The 17,887-nt window shown below is 55.6% G+C and carries 15 protein-coding genes; 6 read left to right on the forward strand and 9 right to left on the reverse strand.

Annotated elements, in window-relative coordinates:
• Positions 1 to 6: 6 nt before the first annotated feature.
• Together CNE01S_RS14745 and CNE01S_RS14750 are read right to left on the reverse strand one after the other, a co-directional pair.
• Entirely contained in the window at positions 7 to 1,089 is a 1,083-nt protein-coding gene (locus tag CNE01S_RS14745; protein WP_096754155.1) for a DUF1615 domain-containing protein, read from the reverse strand.
• A 35-nt stretch (positions 1,090 to 1,124) separates the two neighbouring features.
• Positions 1,125 to 2,015 carry a LysR substrate-binding domain-containing protein gene (locus CNE01S_RS14750; RefSeq protein ID WP_061277086.1) on the reverse strand — a complete coding sequence of 297 codons (891 nt, stop codon included), beginning with the start codon at positions 2,013 to 2,015 and terminating at the stop codon, positions 1,125 to 1,127.
• Positions 2,016 to 2,119: 104 nt separating this feature from the next.
• Here CNE01S_RS14750 and CNE01S_RS14755 point away from each other — a divergent pair, with 104 nt between their 5' ends.
• From CNE01S_RS14755 to CNE01S_RS14770, 4 genes are all read left to right on the forward strand, one after another.
• Positions 2,120 to 2,704 carry a nuclear transport factor 2 family protein gene (locus CNE01S_RS14755; RefSeq protein WP_061277087.1) on the forward strand — a complete coding sequence of 195 codons (585 nt, stop codon included), beginning with the start codon at positions 2,120 to 2,122 and terminating at the stop codon, positions 2,702 to 2,704.
• 86 nt (positions 2,705 to 2,790) lie between these two features.
• Positions 2,791 to 3,246: a transcriptional regulator, SarA/Rot family gene (locus CNE01S_RS14760; RefSeq protein ID WP_038475182.1), complete on the forward strand. Its 456-nt coding sequence runs from the start codon at positions 2,791 to 2,793 to the stop codon at positions 3,244 to 3,246.
• A 24-nt stretch (positions 3,247 to 3,270) separates the two neighbouring features.
• Positions 3,271 to 4,449 carry an HlyD family secretion protein gene (locus tag CNE01S_RS14765; RefSeq protein ID WP_061277088.1) on the forward strand — a complete coding sequence of 393 codons (1,179 nt, stop codon included), beginning with the start codon at positions 3,271 to 3,273 and terminating at the stop codon, positions 4,447 to 4,449.
• 10 nt (positions 4,450 to 4,459) lie between these two features.
• Positions 4,460 to 5,995, forward strand: coding sequence for a DHA2 family efflux MFS transporter permease subunit (locus CNE01S_RS14770; protein ID WP_038475186.1), 1,536 nt, complete (start codon positions 4,460 to 4,462; stop codon positions 5,993 to 5,995).
• A 52-nt stretch (positions 5,996 to 6,047) separates the two neighbouring features.
• On the opposite strand, the gene sbmA is transcribed toward CNE01S_RS14770, so the two are convergent.
• From sbmA to lpxP, 3 genes are all read right to left on the reverse strand, one after another.
• Complete coding sequence (sbmA, locus tag CNE01S_RS14775) at positions 6,048 to 7,265, reverse strand: peptide antibiotic transporter SbmA (protein ID WP_061277089.1); 1,218 nt, start codon at positions 7,263 to 7,265, stop codon at positions 6,048 to 6,050.
• A gap of 110 nt (positions 7,266 to 7,375) precedes the next feature.
• Positions 7,376 to 7,900: an isochorismatase family protein gene (locus CNE01S_RS14780; protein WP_061277090.1), complete on the reverse strand. Its 525-nt coding sequence runs from the start codon at positions 7,898 to 7,900 to the stop codon at positions 7,376 to 7,378.
• Positions 7,901 to 7,953: 53 nt separating this feature from the next.
• Complete coding sequence (lpxP, locus tag CNE01S_RS14785) at positions 7,954 to 8,880, reverse strand: kdo(2)-lipid IV(A) palmitoleoyltransferase (RefSeq protein ID WP_061277091.1); 927 nt, start codon at positions 8,878 to 8,880, stop codon at positions 7,954 to 7,956.
• A gap of 411 nt (positions 8,881 to 9,291) precedes the next feature.
• On the opposite strand from lpxP, the gene ampH reads away from it, so the two are divergent.
• Positions 9,292 to 10,449 carry a D-alanyl-D-alanine-carboxypeptidase/endopeptidase AmpH gene (ampH, locus tag CNE01S_RS14790; protein WP_425430192.1) on the forward strand — a complete coding sequence of 386 codons (1,158 nt, stop codon included), beginning with the start codon at positions 9,292 to 9,294 and terminating at the stop codon, positions 10,447 to 10,449.
• A 16-nt stretch (positions 10,450 to 10,465) separates the two neighbouring features.
• On the opposite strand, the gene CNE01S_RS14795 is transcribed toward ampH, so the two are convergent.
• The 4 genes from CNE01S_RS14795 to pheP form a co-directional block, all read right to left on the reverse strand.
• Entirely contained in the window at positions 10,466 to 11,488 is a 1,023-nt protein-coding gene (locus tag CNE01S_RS14795) for a sensor domain-containing diguanylate cyclase (RefSeq protein WP_061277093.1), read from the reverse strand.
• A 133-nt stretch (positions 11,489 to 11,621) separates the two neighbouring features.
• Complete coding sequence (locus CNE01S_RS14800; RefSeq protein WP_061277094.1) at positions 11,622 to 12,524, reverse strand: EamA family transporter; 903 nt, start codon at positions 12,522 to 12,524, stop codon at positions 11,622 to 11,624.
• Between the two features lie 106 nt (positions 12,525 to 12,630).
• Positions 12,631 to 14,166 carry a methyl-accepting chemotaxis protein gene (locus CNE01S_RS14805; RefSeq protein WP_061277095.1) on the reverse strand — a complete coding sequence of 512 codons (1,536 nt, stop codon included), beginning with the start codon at positions 14,164 to 14,166 and terminating at the stop codon, positions 12,631 to 12,633.
• A 318-nt stretch (positions 14,167 to 14,484) separates the two neighbouring features.
• On the reverse strand, positions 14,485 to 15,879 hold the full coding sequence (pheP, locus tag CNE01S_RS14810; protein ID WP_061277096.1) for a phenylalanine transporter: 1,395 nt from the start codon (positions 15,877 to 15,879) through the stop codon (positions 14,485 to 14,487).
• A gap of 266 nt (positions 15,880 to 16,145) precedes the next feature.
• On the opposite strand from pheP, the gene CNE01S_RS14815 reads away from it, so the two are divergent.
• Positions 16,146 to 17,855 carry an ABC transporter substrate-binding protein gene (locus CNE01S_RS14815; RefSeq protein ID WP_425430193.1) on the forward strand — a complete coding sequence of 570 codons (1,710 nt, stop codon included), beginning with the start codon at positions 16,146 to 16,148 and terminating at the stop codon, positions 17,853 to 17,855.
• The last annotated feature ends 32 nt before the right edge of the window (positions 17,856 to 17,887 follow it).

The raw sequence follows: 17,887 nt of genomic DNA on the forward strand, positions 1-17,887 counted from the left end.
TCTACGCTAGCGTTGCATGCAGCTTGCCCGCCTGTCGTCCACGCGTTTTGCAAACCAGGCCGTGGTCAAATTACGAGTGATTTTAGGGCTTTCAAGCGTAATGCCCGGCAGCACCTCTTTAGGCAAAGGCTGCCCCGCCTTTTTCTCTGCTATCGCAAAAACCTGCTTGTAGAGGCTGGTTTTTTCAAACCCAATACTGTCCCCCTTTTGTAGTGCCCGGCGGATTTCGCTGTCGCTCATATCCAGCTGTTTAGACAGCTTACGCACTGCCATCTCGGTGCTGCTCGGTTTATCACTGGTGTAGAGGATCAGGTCCCCGTCCAGCGCCAACTTCACGCCGGTAGCCTTACTCACGGCGCTCTGGAAAGCAGCATTACGGCTGGCGTACCAGCCCGCGTTGTAGTCGGCGAAGCGATAAAGAGGTTTAGTGTAGTTAGCCGGGTAATTCAGCAAATGGTAAGTCCCGAACCAAAGCCCACCGCGGCGGGTGAAAACTTCCTGGCGTACCGTGCCTTCTATTTTCCACGGATAGCCATCGGTGTGTTTCTCGGCAAAGGCCACGCTGACCTGCATTGTGCCGCCGGTTCGTACCGGGTTAAAGCTGCCGAACAGCTTCTGCCCCATCGGTACCATCGTCAGGAAGTCGTCAAAAATGGCGCTAAGCTGACCTTCGGTTTTGACGTTATCCAATCGTTCGCTATAGCTTTTGCCGTTAGGGGAGTTAATGCGCAGCGCGGTGTGCACCAGCAGCGGCGGGATATGCATTTTCTCCGCGCGGCGGTCGATCTCTTTCCAGGCAATTTTATTCAGCCCCGGCACCGCCGGGTCGGCCTGCAGATTAGATTCCTGCAGCGCCACCGCCAGCACCGAACAAATGTTCTCTTCGCTCTGCTCAAGGTTCTGGCTCTTCAGGGTCGTTAGCAGGTCTTTTGCCAGTCCCGCCCTGTCTTTCACCCCATCAGGGATTTTGCGCTGGGCCAGGGTTTCGATATCTATTGGTTTAGCTGCCGCAGTCGTTGTTGAGGCAGGCGTGCTGCTTTTGGTTGTACACCCTGTCAATACCAACAAGGCTCCCAGAGAGAGCGCCATCAATCCATGCTGCCTGTTCAATAAAGTCATCCTCATTACGTTTCGTTGTGATTATTTTTCAGGGCCAGACGAACCCAGGCCTTCACGGCCCCCTGAGTTTCATCGCGACGACTTAACAATAGCAACTCAGCCATCAGTCGCCGATCGGAAATTGGCTGATAAACCAGGTGCGGGATAGCCATGTGGGTAAAAGAATGCGGCAGCAGCGCAATGCCAAAACCGGATGCCACCATAGCCAGCGCGCCAAGCGTGCTGGATGCCCGGTATAGCCGTTCGGGGGCTTCACTTCCCCAGCGCTCACGAACCAGCTCCAGGGCTTCGTCACCCTCGCCGGCGGCGAACTGAATATGAGGAACCTGCGCCAGCATCTCAAGCGTGATCCGCTTTTCGGCCGCCAGCGGGTTGCCTTCCGCCACCGCGACCATCATCGGCCATTCCGCAATTTTCACCGCCTCAATATCTTCGGTAAGCTCGCCCATTAGCGGTGTGTAAGCCACGTCGACAGTCCGCTGCCTGAGCGCCTCGCCGAGCGCGAGGGGGGACATTTCCTGAAGCTGAAGCTCAACCTCCGGCAGAAGCTGGCGAAAAGCGCGAACGTCATTCATTAAGCACCCGGAAACCACGGCGTTACCGGCAAAGCCAATTCTTACCAGCCCGGTTTCGCCCCGCAGCGCTCTCTGAACTATATTTTTACCGTGTTCTGCCTGTTCAAGCGTGCGTCTCGCCTCCGGCAGCAGCAATCTTCCCGCTTCCGTTAGCTCGACCTTACGGCTGGTGCGCGTAAACAGCGGCCCGCCTACTTCGTCTTCCAGCGTGCGAATCTGCATACTTAGCGCGGGCTGGACAATATGCAGCCGTGCTGCGGCCTGGCCAAAATGACCGGTTTCGGCCAGCGTCACGAAGTAGCGAAGGTGTCTTAATTCCATGCCTGTTAGCCATCAATTTTAATGATTAAATCATCATATCAATATATTTCATTTATCAATAACGCGGAGCAACAATGGGCTCCTTACCTTGACAGGAGCCTTATATGAACAGTGACTATTTGCAGGACCGCCTCGCCATCAACGACTTAATCAACGGCTGGATGCACCGGGATCTTGCCCAGTGGGACAGGCTATCGGCGCTCTTCCACCCGGAAGGCACTATCGAAGTCACCTGGTTTGAGGGTCTTGCCAGTGAATTTATCCAGGGCTCGATGCGGATGGGCAAGTCCGACATCAGTACCAAACACCTGATTGGTACGCCGGTCGTCAGCTTCAATAGCACGCAAGACAAAGCGATCTCTGAAACCAACGCCATGATTATTGGCCAAAACCACAGGTTAGAAATGGGCGCCACCTGCCATAACCGTTTCTATGACATGCTGGAAAAACGCCAGGGCATCTGGCGAATCCTGCGCCGCCAGGTGGTTTACGATTTTGGCTCATTCGACTTCCCGTTTGGCCCCGTGGACATTGATAAAGAGGCGGCAAAACGCTACCCGGCAGCCTACGCCCCCCTCGCATATCTGCTGGAAAAATCAGGTTTTCCTGTACAGCGCGTGTTTGCAACGCAAGGCTCAGACCTCGAAATTGCGATGAAAAAAGAGGCCCAGTCCTGGCTGGTTGGCTGACAAAACGTGCTCTCATCCTGACATAACGTTGACAATTAGATGCCTGGTCAGTAATTTCATTTGCAACTACTGACCAGGCAAATATCATGAGTAACTCTACGGGTATCCCTCCTTCTAAACTGCACCTTGGCCTGCTGATTCACCTGTCGAACCAGTTCAAAGACCAGCTCATTACCCAGTATTTTTCGCCGATGGGCATTACCGGTGCGCAATTTAAAGTCTTGATAAGTATCTTTAAGGGCTTCAACAGCCCGGTTGAAGTCAGCAAAAATCTGGTGATGGATACCGGCGCCATGAGCCGTATGCTTGAACGAATGGTGAAGCGAGATCTGATCGTGCGAAACGTGAATCCCGAAGATAAACGTCAGGTCATTCTGGCGCTGACCGAGAAAGGGCAAGAGCTATGTGAAGCTTTCCAGAACGACGCGCTGGCGTCGATCATCGGCACCCTTACCGAGCGCCTGACGCCTGAAGAATCAAAGCAGCTCAATGAACTGCTAATCAAAATGCTGCCGGATGAGATCACCGAGCGCCACCTCTAAGCTTTCTGATTAAGGCCACAAAAAATGCAAACCTCTACCGAGCAGGTTGAACGCGCGCCGAGCAAACGCAAGCGTAACTTCGCCATCTTTCTCATCATCCTGTTGCTGATCGGCGCAGGCTGCGTGGCGTGGTACATGCTCTACGCGCGCTACTACGAAACAACCGACGACGCCTACGTCAACGGCAACCAGGTCACGCTGACGCCGCAAATCGGCGGAACGGTGACGCAGGTTAGCGTCGATGAAGGCGACTATGTCGAAAAAGGCCAACCGCTGGTGCAGCTTGACCCAAGCGATACCGAAATTGCGCTCCAGCAGGCGGAAGCCAACCTTGCCAACACCGTGCGCCAGGTACGCGGGCTCTACAGCACTGCGGATAACTACCGCGCCCAGGTTGCCGCTAAGCAGGTTGCGCTGCAAACCGCGCAAAGCGACTACGCTCGCCGCCAGAAAATCTTTGCCACCGGGGCGATTGCCGCCGAAGACTTGTCCCACTACCGTGATGCGGTCACCAGCGCGCAGAGCGACCTGATCGCCGCCCAGCAGGCGTTGCGTACTAACCTCGCAATGGTGGATGACACGGTTATCGACAGCCATCCGGAAATTAAAAGCGCGGTGGCCACGCTGCGCCAGCGCTTCCTTGATAACGCGCGCAGCACCATCGTTGCGCCAGTGAGCGGCTTTGTGGCTAAACGCGCCGTTCAGCTGGGGATGCGCGTTGATTCCGGTACCACCCTGCTGGCGATTGTGCCGCTGGACCAGGTCTGGGTAGACGCCAACTTTAAAGAGAGCCAGATGCAGGATATGCGCCTGGGGCAGAAAGTAACGCTCACCGCCGATCTCTACGGCGACGACGTCGAGTACCAGGGCACCATTGAAAGCCTCGGCATCGGCACAGGCAGCGCCTTCTCGCTGCTGCCGGCCCAGAACGCCAGCGGCAACTGGATCAAAATCGTTCAGCGCCTGCCGGTCCGCATCACGCTTGACCCGCATGACATGCAGAAGCACCCGCTCCGCGTAGGGCTGTCGATGTTTGCTCGCGTGGATATCCGCAATGCTGACGGCCACCTGCTGCCGCAAAAAACCGTCGCCGCGCCGCGCTTCACCACCGACGTTTACCAGAACGCGCTGGATGAAGCCGACAAGCTGGTCACCAAAATCCTTCATGACAACAGCCAGCCGGTAGCGTCAGGCAACCGCTAAGAGAGTCGTTATGCAAGATAAGGCGGCGTTTACGCCCCCCAGCCTGCTGCTGGCGACCATCGCGCTGTCGCTGGCTACCTTTATGCAGGTGCTGGACTCCACCATCGCTAACGTGGCGCTGCCGACGATCGCCGGTAACCTCGGCGTCAGCGCCGATCAGGGCACCTGGGTTATCACCTCGTTCGCGGTGTGTAACGCCATTGCCCTGCCGCTGACCGGCTGGTTTACCCGCCGGTTTGGGCAGCTCAAGCTGTTCGTCGGGTCGGTGGCGCTGTTCACTCTCACCTCGTTCCTGTGCGGTTTTGCCCACAGCATGACCGAGCTGATTATCTTCCGCGCGCTGCAGGGCTTTTTCGCCGGGCCGATGTTTCCGATGTGCCAGACGCTGCTGCTGATAATCTTCCCGTCCAGCAAGCGAAGTATGGCGCTGGCGCTGCTGTCGATGGTGACGGTTGTTGCGCCGATTGTCGGCCCTATCACCGGCGGCTGGATCACCGATAACTATTCCTGGCCGTGGATCTTCTACATCAACGTGCCGATCGGGATTTTTGCAGCCATCGTGGTGTGGGCGCAGCTGCGTGAACGCGAAGAAACCACCACCATCGCCCCAATCGACTACATCGGTATTGCGCTGCTGGTGCTCGGCGTCGGGCTACTTCAGGTGGTGCTGGACAAGGGGAACGATCTCGACTGGTTTGCCTCGCCGGAAATCATCACCATGTCGGTTATCTCTGCCGTTTCGCTGGTGTCGTTTGTCATTTGGGAACTGGGTGAGCGCCATCCAATCGTTAACCTGCGGCTGTTCGCGGACCGCAACTTTGCCATCGGCACATTGTCGCTGACGCTGGGGTACGCGGCGTTCTTCGCCATCAACATTATTCTGCCGCAGTGGCTGCAAACCCAGATGGGCTACACCGCAATCTGGGCCGGGCTGGCTGCCGCCCCGATGGGCGTGCTGCCACTATTGTTGACGCCGATTGTCGGGCGCTACGCCAACCAGGTCGATATGCGCCTGTTGGCCACGCTGTCGTTCCTGACCATGGGCGCTTCGTGCCTGCTGCGCGCGCAGTTTAACACCAGCGTAGATTTCCGCACTATTGCCGAAGTACAGCTGTTCATGGGGATTGGCGTGGCGTTCTTCTTCATGCCGATAACCACCATTGTGCTGTCGAACCTGCACGGCGTTGAGGTCGCGGAAGGCTCTGGCCTGGCGACTTTCTTCCGCGTGCTCGGCGGATCGTTTGCTTCTTCGCTGACCACCTGGATTTGGTCACGCCGCGAGGTTTATCACCACGCCAACCTGACGGAAAGCGTGTCGGCCTATAACCCTTCGGCGATGGATTATTTGCATAAGATGGGCGGCGCAACGCAGCAGCACCTTGCCGTGGTGGATAAAACCATCGAGCAGCAGGCCTATATGATGTCGACCATCGACTACTTCTGGCTGCTGGGCTGGGGCTTTATGGCGCTGATTGTAGTGATTTGGTTTGCCCGTCCACCATTTATACGGGCAGGCGCACCGGGAGCCCCTTCCGCAGGGCACTGATCAGTAGGGCTTAGCAAAAGGGATGGCACTGTGCCATCCCTTTTCTTTTGCGTTATACGGCTTCTTCGGTGCCCGGCACCGGCACATCCTGCAGCGTTCGCTCGAAGCTGCGCAGACGTTTGTAGATAGACATCAGCTCAACCAGCGTGGTCCAGGAACTGATCAGATACTGGAACGAGCCGCGTACCTGGCCAAAGGCGTTGGTTATCTGCTGCATCAGGCCCAGGGTAATCGCACCTGCGGCAATCGAAGGGAATAGCAGGAACAGGCCAAACACATTGTCTATCTGGAGGTAAAGAATGCGCACGATGTTGAAATAGGTGTAGTGGAAGTAGAGCCGGAAGTAGTTATGCCGCACGTCGCCAAACAGCGCTTTTACCGTTGGCGGAGTAGCGCGACTGGCATCGTCTTCCCCGTAAACCAGCTCTTTACGGTAGGCGGCCTCCACTTTCTGGTTATTAAACTGCAGCCCCGGCAGCTTTATCCCGACCGCAGCCAGCAGGCCGGTTCCCATCAGCGACCAGATAATCGCCGCAATCACCAGGCCATAAGGCACCGCGCCAACAATCGGCAATTCTTTAACGTGTGGTGACAGCGCGACAAGAATAGGCAGGAAAGCAATCAGCGTCATCACCGACTGCAGCAGGCTCACGCCCATATCCTCAAGCGTGGAGGCAAAGCGCATGGTGTCTTCCTGCACACGCTGGGCCGCCCCTTCGATATGGCGCAGCTTCTGCCAGTTTTCCATGTAGTAGTCGTTCATCGCGGTACGCCAGCGGAATACGTAGTGGCTAATAAAGAAGCTATTCAGCACGCCGACGGTGACATAAATCAGCGCAATGCCGAGGAATACGCCGGTTTCGCTATAGAAGCGTTGCAAAGGGACTTTATTGGGCGAGGCTAGCGCGGTTTGGATAAGGTCAAAAAACGGGGCATACCAGGCGTTGATCGCCACGCCCAGCTCAACCATAAACCAGGTCACAAAGACAATCAGCGACGAGCCGAGAATCGACCAACGTTGCCAGGGATGTGGACTCACCAGCGCCCACACACCGGCAAAAAGACCAACACAGACGGCATAAAAAGCATAAAAAACAAATGCTTTTAGCGTCCAGAAGCGTGCTGCGCTAATAGGAATTTGCTGGCTGGCGCCCGCCAGGTTTTCTAACCACAGGCCGCCGCCGGCCTGCCAAAATATGATTGCGAGTAGTCCCCATATTGCCGCCGAAAGAAAAAACAGCTTCGGCGACGGGAAAAAAGATTTAAACATTACAGCACTCCTGATACGACTTTTTGTTGTTATATCTGCTGGTTATAGCGAACGTTCTACGATAATGCTTGCTGAATGTTGTATCAAGGAGTGAGAGAGGCTTACATAACTTAGCGCCAGCCGTCGAGAATGGCCTCGGTTGTTTTCACCGCCAGCGTATTGCCCGGAATCGACAGATTGGCCCAAACCTCGTTGTGGTGCTGAATAAGCGCCTCGGCGCTCACCGACGTGCGGTCGGCGGTGGTGTGCGCATCGCTGGCAACCGTTATCGCATAACCCCGGCTGACGCCGTTTTTGACGGTGGTATCCACGCAGTAATCCGTGGCGCAGCCGCACACCACCAGCTCATTGATTTCATTTTGCTTTAACAAGGAATCCAGCGTCGTGCGGTAGAAGGCATCGCAGGCCGTTTTGGTCACATACAGCGCCCCTGCCGGGCGATGCAGTTCGGGAATAATGTCGAACGCTTCGCTGCCTGGCTGAAGCTCTGCCTCGTGATGCTGGATAAAAATGACTTTTTCCGCCACATCAATAAGCTGATTAATTCTGGCGGTGGTTTGTTCGCGAGCACGGCGGGGGGACTCCAGAACGCCGTTTTGCATATCGATAACCATTACAACGCGGGGGGCGGGCATGCTGACTCTCCTAAGGCTTAAGAAGGAAAAAGCGTAGCATACCCGCTGGAAGATTAAATCGTGTAGAGCCCGGCATGGCCGAACGGCCGGGTTTTAAAGCGGCGGTGCAGCCACAGATACTGCTCCGGCGCGCGCATAATTTCGTGCTCAATCTTACGGTTCACATAGGCTGCGGCGGCCTGCTCGTCTTCGCCCGGATAATCACAAAACTCCGGCTCAATAACCAGCTGGTAACCGGAGCCTCCGGGCTTGCGAATCAATACCGTGGTCAGGATGGCGGGTTTTGCCAGGCGAGCAATAGTAAAGGTCCCGTTGGTTGTCGCGGCCTGCTGAACAGCGAAGAAAGGTGCAAAAGAACTGCCTTTCGGGCCGTAATCCTGGTCTGGAGCAAACCACACCGCCTCGCCGGATTTCAGCGCTTTCACCATCCCTTTCAGGTTACGCCTGTCGAGCATCGCTTTGTTGGAACGCGAACGCCCGCAGGTCTGCACATACTCCATCACCTTGTTATTGTGTGGGCGGTACATTGCCATCATTGGGCGACACAGCCCCATAACGCGTCCACCAAGCTCCAGCGACATAAAATGCACGCCGATAACCATCACGCCTTTGCCTTTGTCACAGGCGGCGTTGATGTGCTCAAGGCCGCGAACATCAAACCACTTGCGCACGCGTTCATCTGACCAAAACCAGGCCATACCGGTTTCAATCAGCCCCATGCCGAGCGAGCCAAAGTTATTCTGCACAATAATTTCAACCTGCGCCTCGCTGTAATGCGGGAAGCAAAGATGCAGGTTTTGGCGGGCAATGGTGACCCGGCGCTTGAGAAAACGCATTGAGAAACGACCAATGAGGTCGCCCATTTTCATCAACACCGGATAAGGGAGCTGCACCCACAGCCAAAGCACACCCAGTCCAAACCAGGTAAACCAATAGCGGGGATGTAAAAGACATTTATAAAACAGCGGCTTATTAGACATATTAACTTCTTTATGCGGGAGGGTTATGTATCGCATAAAGAACTCAATCAGTAGCGGTACGCCTGGGGCTATAACTAAGATGCTGCGTAAGGAAAATAGTTGCAGCGACGCAATAAATAACTCGCAGGATAATACGCACTTTTTGCTAAAGCAGCGTAGTGAAATTGTCAGTTTTTCTTCTTAATTAAGATCTTTCTTTAGGGGCACTGCGTACGGCCAACGGCATCGGCTAACAAACAGGCAAAAAATGCTGCATCAGGCCCCGGCTGGCAAACTTTTGTACGCCATCTGGTGATGTAACGCACGGTTACGCTTTTCAGGCCACAATCGCTGAATTGACGCTTTGCATAAGGGCGCAGAGTAGTATAAATACCTGCAATACCGCCTTATTTTTTTAACTGGATTTTTGCGTTGAAAACTCGTCTTCCTCGTCTTCTTATGCTGGCCGCTGCCCTGCTTCCGGCGCTCAGTTTTGCGCAACCGTCACCGGCACCAGAATTCGCCGCCGACGTTGTCGATCGCTATGCCAACCATATCTATTACGGCAGTGGTGCAACCGGCATGGCCATCGTGGTCATCGACGGTAACCAGCGGGTATTTCGCAGCTTCGGCGACACCAGACCGGGCAATAACGTTCGCCCGCAGCTGGATTCAGTGATCCGTATCGCCTCGCTGACAAAGCTGATGACCAGCGAAATGTTGGTAAAAATGCTCGATCAGGGGAAGGTCCAGCTCAACGATCCGCTCAGCAAATATGCTCCGCCAGGCGCCAGGGTACCGACCTTTAACGGCCAGCCGATTACGCTGATTAACCTCGCCACCCACACCAGCTCCCTGCCCCGTGAACAGCCCGGTGGCGCAGCGCACCGCACGGTGTTCACCTGGCCGACGCGGGATCAGCGCTGGAACTGGCTCTCGCAGGCCACGCTTAAAGCCGCACCGGGCACCGTTGCCGCCTATTCAAACCTGGCGTTTGACCTGCTGGCCGATGCCCTGTCACGCGCAACGGGCAGGCCATATGCCGACCTGTTCGATGAGCAAATCGCCCGCCCGCTGGGCATGAAAGACACCACCTTTACCCCTTCTCCAGACCAGTGCAAGCGCCTGATGATCGCCGAGAAAGGCGCCAGCCCTTGCGATAACACGCTGGCGGCAGTGGGCAGCGGCGGCGTTTACTCTACGCCGGGCGACATGATGCGCTGGATGCAGCAGTTCCTCTCCTCCGATTTCCACCATCGCGGAAATCAGGCCGACAGAATGCAAACCCTGATTTATCAGCGCAGCCAGCTGCATAAGGTTATTGGCATGGACGTGCCGGGCAAAGCGGATGCGCTAGGTATGGGCTGGGTATGGATGTCGCCGAAAGATGGCCGTCCGGGGATTATCCAGAAAACCGGCGGCGGCGGCGGCTTCATCACCTACATGGCAATGGTGCCGCAAAATAACGTGGGCGTTTTTGTGGTGGTCACACGCTCACCGCTGACCCGCTTCGTCAACATGAGCGACGGTGTGAACGATTTGGTCACCGAGCTAAGCGGTAGTGCAGTCCCCGTGACGCCAGCATCCTGAAGCCTGGGCGCGACGTTTAGCTTACCGTCGCGCTATTTTTACGGCGTTTCTTATCGACATACATAAGCGTATCCGCCTCGCGAAGCGCATCGTCCGGCGTTGTTATTGCCGGATTAATAGCGATAGCGCCGATGCTTGGCCCGGCATAATCAATCACGCAGGATTTTAGTTGATATTCTCCGCTCAACAGCGCTGACAGCCTGTCGCGAAAAGCGCTGGTTGCTCGCAGGGCTTCGCTGTATTCCGTCGGCCCCGCCCCGGCAACGATAAACTCATCGCCGCCCAGGCGCCCTAACACTTCATCCCCCCTCACGCCCTCTTTCAGCCGCTTGCCGATGGCGCAAAGAAAGTCATCCCCGGTTTCGTGCCCGTGTACGTCGTTTATCTGCTTAAATCCATCCAGGTCGGCAAAGGCCACCAGCACATAGCGGGCGTCATCCTTGGCGCGAGAGAACAAACGAGGCAATTGATCGAAGACCGCTCGGCGGTTAGGCAGCCCGGTTAATTCATCGGTGTAGCTGGCGGTCGTCAACGCCACGTTGGCCAACTGCAGCTTTTTCATCAACTGCTCATTTTGGATCTGCTGGGCAATCAGCTGAGAAAACAGCTGCAAGACCTGTTCGCTATGATCGGTCAGCACGCGCTGCTCGGAGCTGGCGGCACACAGCGTGCCGTAGAGTGAGCCATCGGCAAGGGTCACAGGCGTGCTGACGTAGGTCACAATCCCCAACGCCTTTGCCGCTTCAGAGTCACCCCAAACGCTGGCGACATCGCAGGTATAGCGGCGGCCTTCATCCAAAGCGCGTTTGCACAGCGTGTCTTCCCAGGGTACGGAGAGCCCTTCCGGGATATTCATCGCTTTCGTATTGCGGGAGAAAACAATGTGCTGCTGGCTGCCCTCCGCATCGATGCGGGTCAGGTAGGTGGATTCCATATTAGTCACCAGTTCCAGCATTTCCAGCAGCTGTCTGACCAAACCTTCCAGGGTGTATTCGGCGTCTAAGGCGGAAGAGATACGCTCAATTAGATTATCAATCATCACACTGAAATACCTTTATCGGAGGTGCAGACTTGCGCCGGGAAGCGCACTTTTTACCGTATCACAACGGCAACTTCTACCCCTCAAAATATGATATTTCTGCCGGTAATTAAACCTTGCAAAATGTAGAGACTTAGTGTGAATGCAGCTTTCCCCGGGAATCCAGAGAGATAAGCACCACCGAAGAAATAATCAGCAACGACCCCAGCCAGTCCGGCAGCGTAAAGCTAATACCCAGCAGCAATACCGACAGCAGCGCGCTGCTCAACGGCTCCGCGCAGCTGAGAATACTGGCCTTTGGCCCGCCAATCATTTGTGCCCCGGTCAGGTAGAGGCTGAAGGTGATCGCCGTGCCGACTATTACCAAATAGAAGAAGGCCAGCAGCGTGCCGCCGGTTGCGGTGAAACTGCCGATCTGGCTGGCGTAAAACGGCAGCAGAGCCGTGCCGCCAAGCAGCATACTCCAGCCCACGATGGGTAAGGTGCCGTAACGCGCAATCAGCTTCGAGGGGTAGGTCGTGTAGAACGCAGCGGCAAACGCAGAAGCAATGCCCCAGAATAACGCGCTGCCGGAAATCGTAATCGACGCCGGATTACCGTGAGTTACCAGCACAAACGTCCCGATTAGCGAGGTGCCAATCGCGGCATAGACCAGTTTTCCGGAACGCTTTTTACGCACAAAGGCAAACCAGGCCACGATAATAGTTGGCGAGAGGAATTGGAGAACCGTTGCGGTTGCGGCGTTGGACTGCTCGATGGTCAGCAGGAAGGTCAGCTGCACCGTTAGCGCGCCGCATAGGGTAAAAATCAGCAGGGAAATCAGGTCGTTTCGTTGCTTAAACACGGCGAAGATTTTGTCCCCGTGCATAAACGACAGCATCAGCAGGATCAGGCCGGAAAACAGCAGCCGCAGCATGGTCAGCGACGCCGAGGAAATATGGCTTTGCTCCATAATGTATTGCGCACACACCCCGGAACTTCCCCACAGCACCGCCGCAAACAACACATACAGCATCCCTTTCCGACTAACGCTCATCGCCCTACCCTTTCAAACTTCCGCTTAATTTAGGCCAGCATAATAGCGTAAATCCAGGAGGATAAGGTGCCGGACATTGCTGCCGTCCACGTCCGGCATAGCAAAATTAACTGCCGTAGACGTTAATCGCGCTGGTTAAGCGCCACGCACGTTGATTAAGATTTTCAACGACTGCGCCTGCCTGCACCACCATGTCAGCATTGTTCTGCGTCATGGTACTTATTTGCTCCACCGAATGGTTAATAAGCCCCAGCGCGCTGGTCTGCTCGCGGGTCGCATCGCCAATTTCTCTTATCAACCCAGCCATGCTCACGATCTCCGCCGCCATTTCGCTGATGTGCTTTTCCGCGCTTTTCACTTCGGCAACGCCCGAACTCACGCCGACTGCGTTACGATCGATCAGCGCTTTGATTTCTTTCGCCGCCGAGGCGGAATGCTGTGCCAGATTGCGCACTTCCGCAGCCACCACCGCAAAACCCCGCCCGGAAACGCCCGCCCTGGCCGCTTCCACCGCCGCATTAAGCGCGAGGATATTGGTCTGGAAAGCAATTTTGTCGATAACGCTAATTATCTCGACAATATGCTCGCTGGTCTCCGCCATCGACTCCATCATCGCCAGCGTGCGTTTCATCATCTGTTCGCCTTCCAGCGCGCTTTGGCTGGCCCTGTCTGCCATTTGTGATGTTTGCGCGGCGGAGTCCGCCGTTTGTTCGACCGCGCCGGAGATCTCCTCAATGGCCGCCGCCGTCTGCTGCAGTTGGGCGTAGGTTTCATCGGTGCGTTCGCTCATCGCCCGGCTGCTCTCAGCCAGTTGCTGGCTTATCCCGCCGATACCGCTGACCTGGCCGCCCACATCATCCACCAGCGAGCGCAGATTAAGCCCCGACTGGTTTACCAGCCGCATCATCAGGCCTACCTCATCCACGCGATTAAGCTGAATCAGCCCGGCCTGTTGCCCCGAGACAATTTTTTGCATTTGCCGGACGATAGTTTTTACCGGCCTGATAATTTGCTGCTGGAGAAAGCTCCCCATCGCGGCAAGCAGCAAAACGGTCAGCGCCGCCTGCCAGCCAATGTTCAAATGCGCCAGCGGCATCACGCCAACGGCCAGCGCTAACATGCCCAGCGCCCCGAAGAGCCGTTGAGACAATGAAAGGCGCTGAAAGAGCGACAGCACGCTTTTCCAGCCGCGACGGATAACCAGCCCTTTAAAGAAGCGCAGATGCCCGGCATGTTTCTCTCTGACGGCGCGATATAGCGCTTCGCTTGCCGTCACTTCCTCTCGCTCCGGCACCGTCCGTACCGAAATATACCCGGTCAGTTCGCCGCCGTGGTAAACCGGGGTCACGTTCGCGCGGACCCAGTAAAAATCACCATTTTTCCGACGATTTTTAACCATCCCCGTCCAGCTGTCTCCCTGCTGTAAAGTAGCCCACATATCGGCAAACGCCTCGGGCGGCATGTCGGGATGGCGAATAAGATTATGCGCCTCGCCCATTAACTCTTGTTCGGTAAAACCACAGGCTTTAATAAAAGCAGAATTGGCGTAAGTAATATGGCTGTGAATATCGGTGGTCGACATCAAAGCCTCTCCGTCCCTGAGAAGATGCTCCTGCTGCGTAACAGGGTTGTTAACTCTCATATAAATCCCAAGCTGTAAAAGAGAAGAGTGCCAGCGAACGTGGCAAAAGGTATGCGATATTTTTATTTATTGGCGCGATGCGCTGCAGTGTGCGGCAGATATATTCTGCCGAATGCGGTAAATAAGAAAGGACTATTTGATAAGCGGTGAAAATGAAAATTAATTTGTCATTAACTTAGGCGTTAATTGTAAAAGCGCTGTAGTTTATTTTGTTATGGCAGAAAGATTATATTTCCCAAAGGCAAATTAAACGGTCTTTTTAAATTTAAGATAAATAACGCCAACGGTATTAAAAACAGTCGGCGTTATTTTTGGACTTTAGCTGGCCTTGCGACGCAGCAGCTTAAAGGCGATAAACAGGAACACTATCCAGGCCGGCAGCAGCATCGCAGACAGACGCATGCCGTCGATGGTGCACATCAGCCCCAGCACCATCATCATAAAGGCAATACACAGATAGTTGCCGAACGGGTACAGCAGCGCCTTGAAGCTGGTTTCATGCCCCTGGCTGCGCATTGCCCGGCGGAACTTAATGTGCGCCAGCGAGATCATGATCCAGTTCAGCAGCAGCGTTGCCACCACCAGCGCCATCAGCAGGCCAAAGGCCTCATGCGGCAGCAGGTAGTTTAAAACGACAACCAGCGAAGTGATTGCGCCAGACAGCAGCAGAGAATTCACCGGCACGCCGCCACGGCTGACTTTCGCCAGGAATTTTGGCGCATTACGCTGCACGGACAACCCGAACAACATGCGGCTGTTGGAATACACGCCGCTGTTATAAACGGACAGCGAAGCCACTAGAATCACAAAGTTGAGCGCCGAGGCGACGACGTTGCTGTTCAGTTCGTGGAAAATCATCACGAACGGGCTGCTGCTGGACTTAATTTCCAGCCACGGATAGAGCGAAAGCAGCACCACCAGCGAGCCGATATAAAACAGCAGAATACGGTAAACCACCTGGTTAACCGCCTTCGGGATGGTGGTTTGCGGCGAGCGCGCTTCCGCCGCCGTAATGCCGATAAGCTCCAGCCCGCCGAACGAGAACATGATGACCGCCAGCGACAGAATCAGCCCGTGCCAGCCCGTGGCGAGGAAGCCGCCATGTTGCCAGAGGTTGCTGACGCTCGCACGTTCACCGCCGTGGCCGGAGGCCAGCAGCCAGATACCGAAGCCAATCATGCCGACAATCGCCAGCACCTTAATAAGTGCAAACCAGAATTCCATCTCGCCATACAGGCGCACGTTCACCAGGTTCGCGGCGTTAATCACCACGAAGAACAGGGCCACCCACGTCCAGGTCGGCACGTCGGGGAACCAGTACTGCATATAAATGCCGCCGGCGGTCAGCTCCGCCATGCCGACCAGCACGAACATTACCCAATAGTTCCAGCCGGACAGGAAGCCAGCAAACGGCCCCCAATATTTATAAGCAAAATGGGAAAACGAACCAGAAACCGGCTCTTCAACCACCATTTCACCGAGCTGACGCATGATCAGAAACGCGATGATCCCCGCTACGCCGTAGCCCAGCAGGACGGCAGGCCCGGCCATTTGGATCGCCGGGCCAATGCCGAGAAAAAGTCCGGTGCCAATCGCGCCGCCCAGCGCAATCAGCTGAATATGGCGGTTCTGCAAGCCACGCTGTAATTGATGGCCATCCTCCGGCCCCGCATTCTGGCCCTGTGGCTCAGATGCGACTGACGTGTTTTTCACGCCCTGCTCCTTTGTGATTTGTCAAAGGGGCACCTTTTAACACCTGAAGCCGAGAGTGGCAAGGAATGGTTACACTTCGAAAATCCCCCTCCAGGAGTGTCAGGCAGACTCCCGCGCGCAGAACGGCTTCAGCACAAGTCATTCTCTTCACCCACGCAAAGGAACAAATCGCTATAAGGCATAGCTTTTCATTGTTAGACAGGCAGGATCGCGGCTTTTATCTTTCGTCATGATTTGTAAATTTTACAGCAAAAAATCTTGAGGGAATGCTATTGGCCAGGTTACTTGACGCATTACAAACAAAACCCACGCGCTTTCGCCTGGCTTTACAGGCAGCCCTGATTAGCAGCGTGGTGGTTTTCTCCGGCGCAGCAGCAGCCGATGACATTTTAAAAGAAGGCATCACGCCCGCCACCGACGCGAGCCAGATCCCTGCCACCGCTAAGCTTCGCAAAGACACGGTTGTGGCCGGGATCTCCGAGCCGCAGGGTATCTTTAACCCTTACTTCTTCGTTAACGGCTGGGATGAAAACGTCACCAACGTCATTTTCTCGCGCCTGATTGACTGGGACAGCCACGGCAACCTGGTCCCTGGCCTCGCCGCAAGCTGGACGGTCAGCCCGGACGGCAAGGTCTACACCATCAAGCTGCGCCCTGACCTGACCTTTAGCGACGGTTCTCCGCTCACCGCCGAAGACGTCGCGTTCACCCTCACCGTACTGTATGACCCGAAATATGACGGCGATACCGACATCACGCTGGCCAACATTGCAGGCGGCGCAGATTACAAAGCCGGGAAAGCCGACAGCGTCAGCGGCCTGAAGGTTATTGACCCGCTTACGCTGCAGGTCACCACCACCCAACCGGGCGCAACCACGCTGGGCAAGATTGGCGGCCCGGTGCTGTCGAAGGCTTACTACGGCAAAGGCTACCAGCGCGGCAATCTGGACTACCTGCGCACCCTTCACGGCAAACCGCTGGGCAACGGCCCTTATGTTTACGAGAAGTATATTCCGGGTCAGGAAATTCGCTTCCACGCCAACACCCATTTCTACCGCGGCACGCCGCCAACGCCGCGCTTTATCTACCGCGTGACTAACCCGTCCACCAACTTCCAGCTGTTCCAGACCGGCGAGACGGATTACGACTCCTTTACCTCACGCCCGGACGATATCGAGCAGCTGAAACTGCTGGGCTTCGCCAATATCAACCTTTACGGCTCCAGCGACTACAGCAAGGTTGAATTCAACGTTCGCCGCCCGGCGCTGCAGGACGTAAAAGTTCGCCAGGCGCTGATCTACGGTCTGGATCGCCAGAAGTTGATCGACGTGGTGTACCAGGGCTACGGCACGGTCGCCAATGAACCGATCTCGCCGATCTCCTGGGCTTATAACCCGGAGGGCGTAAATCCGTATAAATTCGATCCTACGCAGGCGAAAAAGCTGCTGGATGAAGCGGGCTGGAAACCAGGCCCGGACGGCATCCGCGTGAAGGACGGCAAACGTCTGGAGCTGACGCTGCTGGTGAGCAAAAAAGTGCTGAACGACGCGCTGATCCCTATCGCTAAAGAGAACTGGCAGCAAATTGGCGTGCTGCTGAAGCCGCAGGTCGTCGACTTCAATGCCCTGATGGCGCAGCGTAAAGCGGGCAACTACGATCTGGCCTCCTTTAGCACCAGCACCCTGAACGATCCGCACGACGGCGTCTGGGACTTCTACAGCAATGAAGCGAAGGCCTCCGGCTACAGCAATGCACAGGTCGATAAGCTGATAAACGAAGGCAACGCCACGCTGGATGAAGAGAAGCGGAAAGCCATCTACCACGAGCTGTATAAAGTGCTGGCTGCGGATCCACCGGCGATTCTGCTCGGCAACCGAAAAATTCTGTCCGCCAGCAGCGCCCGCGTCACCGGCTTTAAGCCGGACATCTACAACGGCCTGACCGGCAGCCTGCCGGATGTGAAAATCGTTAAGTAATGCAGTAAACCTCGCCGTCGCCCTTTTACCGG

The sequence above is a fragment of the Cedecea neteri NBRC 105707 = ATCC 33855 genome, assembly GCF_001571265.1.
GTDB classification, from domain to species: domain Bacteria; phylum Pseudomonadota; class Gammaproteobacteria; order Enterobacterales; family Enterobacteriaceae; genus Cedecea; species Cedecea neteri.